A 3,420-nucleotide genomic window follows, 5' to 3' on the forward strand; every position below is an offset into this window, starting at 1 on the left:
ACATAACAACTGCATTGCTTCAACCGGGTTCGATGTTTTGAAGCCAGTTGAGGTCGAACCGAGATGGATTTTTGCTGCTGTACGGTCAGCACATTTTGTCGAAGCCATGTGCGAAAAAGTCCAAGGTGCGCTATATCCGGCTGTGAATAGTGCTGATATTCGTAAATACAAAATACCTATCCCATCCCGTGCAGAACAAACCCGTATAGCCCAAAAGCTTGATGAGCTGCTAAGCCAGGTCGACACACTCAAAGTCCGCATCGATGCCATACCCGCCCTACTCAAACGTTTCCGGCAATCTATTCTCGACGCCGCGGTATCTGGGCGGCTGACAGATGAGTGGCGCGAGATCAGTATGCCCGCTCCCTGGAGCAGTAACACATTAGGTGAGCTCTCAAAGCGACTACATCAAGGAGTCAATACATCCGCTGAGAAAATTGAATACTCTGAAACAGGATTTCCAATACTGCAGGCTAAGCATATAACTTCTGGGGAAGTGCTTTTTCACGATGCACGGTTCGTCAACTCCAATCTCTTTGAACAATACAGAGACAAGTACTGTCCTCCTCAAGGTTCAATTCTGTTTACAAACATTGGAACCATCGGCAGGTCAGTTGTTATAAAGGAAGCGACCGACTACTTGATTGCCTGGAATATTTTTCTTATCAGGCCTTCCGACACGATTTCAGCTGACTTCCTACGCATGTATCTTGAGCTCTTGAGGCACCAAGGTTATTACGAAAGTCTTTATCGTGGCGGGGCTACCCAGTTTGTTAACAAGCAGCAACTTTCAGCTATTGATGTTCCGCTCCCCTCTCTTGATGAACAAGCCGAAATCGTCCGTCGCGTAGAACAACTCTTCGCCTTCGCCGACCAACTGGAAGCCAAAGTCGCCTCGGCCAAAACCCGTATCGACCTCTTGACCCAAAGCATCCTGGCCAAAGCCTTCCGCGGTGAACTGGTGCCCCAAGACCCGAACGACGAACCCGCCAACGTGCTGCTGGAGCGCATCAAAGCCCAACGCGTTGCTACTTCCAAGGACAAACGCGGAAGGAAAAACGCCTGATGCCGCAGCGTGTCGACCACATAAGCCAAAGCTTATTCTCGAGCATTCCTATGCTTAGGCCTTCGGGGCAGCTTGCGACTGCCCATTCACAGCAATCTGATTCCTCTCGCCTAGTCTGCGAGCTCTTGAGTTATTCGATAATGCGCAGCAAAACAATCAGATCAATCAAGCCTCGGTCAGTTATAAGTGGAGCAGGTAAGCCGAAATGAAGCTTCTGCACTTCGAACTAATTGGTCAGTACAAGGGACTGGCTAATCAGCGGTTTGACTTTTCTGATGCCCCAGGAAAAATAATCGCACTTATTGGTTTGAATGGGTCAGGCAAGTCGCAGCTGATGGAGCTCATCGCAGAAGTCTTTGCCTATCTGGAGCGAAGGAAGCGAACAGACTTTCGCGTTCGAAAAATCCTAAATTATCGCTTCAATCTGAGCTATGAGTGGTCAGACGATGACCATGATAGAGAACGACTAAAACGCTATACGGTACAACTTGAAGCTAACCAGTCAATTTTGGTCAGCCGCAGTGTTTTCATATCTGCAGTCGCCAATGATTTAAATGACGTTACAGCGCAATGGTCACATGGGGAAGACTGCGTACTCGCGGAGCTGCCTTTACCTCGTTTGATAGGTTATGCCTCCGGTTTAAACGAGAACCTCCAACGCTCCTTCATGCGCAATGCCTTACAGTACTTTGACGTAATGAGCACTAGGTCTCGACGTCGTATCGAGTTGGCGCAACCTAATGTCGATGCGGTCGTTTACGAACAGATCAACTATAAGTACAGAAGGCGTTTTCCAGGTATATTCGGTGCTCCATCGACGAGCGACTTGGATGATCCACTGCGCACGCGAGAAGCTGACACGCCACTACCAAGCTCACTTTTTCTAGACTACGACTGCACCAATTTGGTGGTTACGGCCCTTGGGTTATTAAGTGATGCCGAGCGCGACCTGCTGTGGCCAGAGATCCGAATGAAGCATCCTCGCAAAGTAGTTCTGCATTACGATTTGCGGCGCGTCCCTGTTGAGCAAGACAGCATCGAAGATCTCAAACAGCTAGTACGCGCAGTGGGGGACGGGAGCATACGAGGTCTATCGACCCGGACTACAGATGAACAGTATGAGCTGTACGAACTCGATTATCTGCGCGCCGAAATCACGATCGATTTCATGATCCCTAATGTCGTCGAGCAGCTAAGAGAAACATATCGTGATCCCGCCCGATTATTCTGGAAACTCTACAAGTTGCAATTGTTAGGCGTTGGGCAATGGTCGCCCAATATACGAAAAGTACTTCGGGATGACGCTTTAGACGAACATGTCAAAAAACCGCTTAAGGGTAAGCTGCCGCTTACTGTGGTCGAGCTGGAGCTGTCTGATGGAGAGCACTTTGCACCAATCGACGATTTGAGTGACGGAGAAGCTCAGCTGCTCCATACGATTGGTGCGGTAAGGCTTTTTGGCGACGCCGAATCATTATTCATATTCGACGAACCCGAAACGCATCTAAACCCGAGCTGGCGCACCCGTTATCACTTGGGGTTTGAGCAGGCAGGTCGCGGGCTAGTTACCTCGCAAGCGTTGATTTCAACACACTCACCATTCTTGATTTCGTCCTTGCATCGCGAGGCTGTCTATCGATTCGAGAGGATTGATGGCCAGTCAGCCATGGCCTCGCCATCCAGCGAAACCTTTGGGGCTTCGTTTGAAGTCCTAATTAAGAAATTCTTCGGCCTCCGATCTGCGATATCACAAACAGCAGTTGATGAAATTCGCAGCCACCTTAATGACGTAAATATGGATAACGCTCACAAGCGACAATGGATCGAAGAGCAGCTTGGCGAGTCGATGGAGCGCGCCTATTTACTACAGCGCTTGGAGGTCTGATGTTACTTCCCGTAAGAGCAGGCCTTGCCCCGAGCGCTGTATTTAGAGGCCTAAACGCACTTGTGCGTGAAGTGTTCCTTGCTAGTTGTTCCGGGCGAACCATCGATGAATCAACCCTCCCCTATGGGCTTTGGAGTGCAGTTCAAGCAAATCCCGCTACGGATGCTCGTTTTCAGGCACTCGCAGTCACTATTAGAGCTCTTGATGATGAGGGCAGGTATCAGCTCTATCTTGGGATCCGCACGGCGTCTAGCGTGAGGCAACTCTTCACAGATCCCATTGCCGCGACACAGGAGATTCCAGAGGCAGTAAATGCCGAGCTGAAGAACCTGACTACACATCTATTCAAAAGTAGCTCTACGCTTGCCGGAATCACGCAGGCTTGCGGAGAAACTGTCAAGGATCACTACAACCGTTACAGCGCTATTCATCCGCCGGGCAATGGCAATGTCTGTGGTATATGCGCGAC

At 49.8% G+C, this 3,420-nt stretch carries 3 protein-coding genes; all 3 read left to right on the top strand.

Going from position 1 to position 3,420, the window contains the following annotated elements:
- Nucleotides 1-1,066 (top strand): restriction endonuclease subunit S (locus AC1DVH_RS28110; RefSeq protein ID WP_477756541.1); only part of this gene is annotated, 1,066 nt, incomplete at its 5' end.
- Between the two features lie 205 nt (nucleotides 1,067-1,271).
- Nucleotides 1,272-2,951 (top strand): AAA family ATPase, encoded by a 1,680-nt coding sequence (locus AC1DVH_RS28115; protein WP_477756542.1) that lies wholly within the window; start codon nucleotides 1,272-1,274, stop codon nucleotides 2,949-2,951.
- Nucleotides 2,951-3,420 (top strand): hypothetical protein (locus AC1DVH_RS28120; RefSeq protein WP_477756543.1); only part of this gene is annotated, 470 nt, incomplete at its 3' end. The genes AC1DVH_RS28115 and AC1DVH_RS28120, both read left to right, overlap by 1 nt.

Source organism: Pseudomonas sp. P4_C3 (genome assembly GCF_056402075.1).

Coding starts and splice junctions, on each gene's coding strand:
- AC1DVH_RS28115 (WP_477756542.1), top strand. CDS start 1,272: ATGAAGCTTCTGCACTTCGAACTAATTGGTCAGTACAAGGGACTGGCT.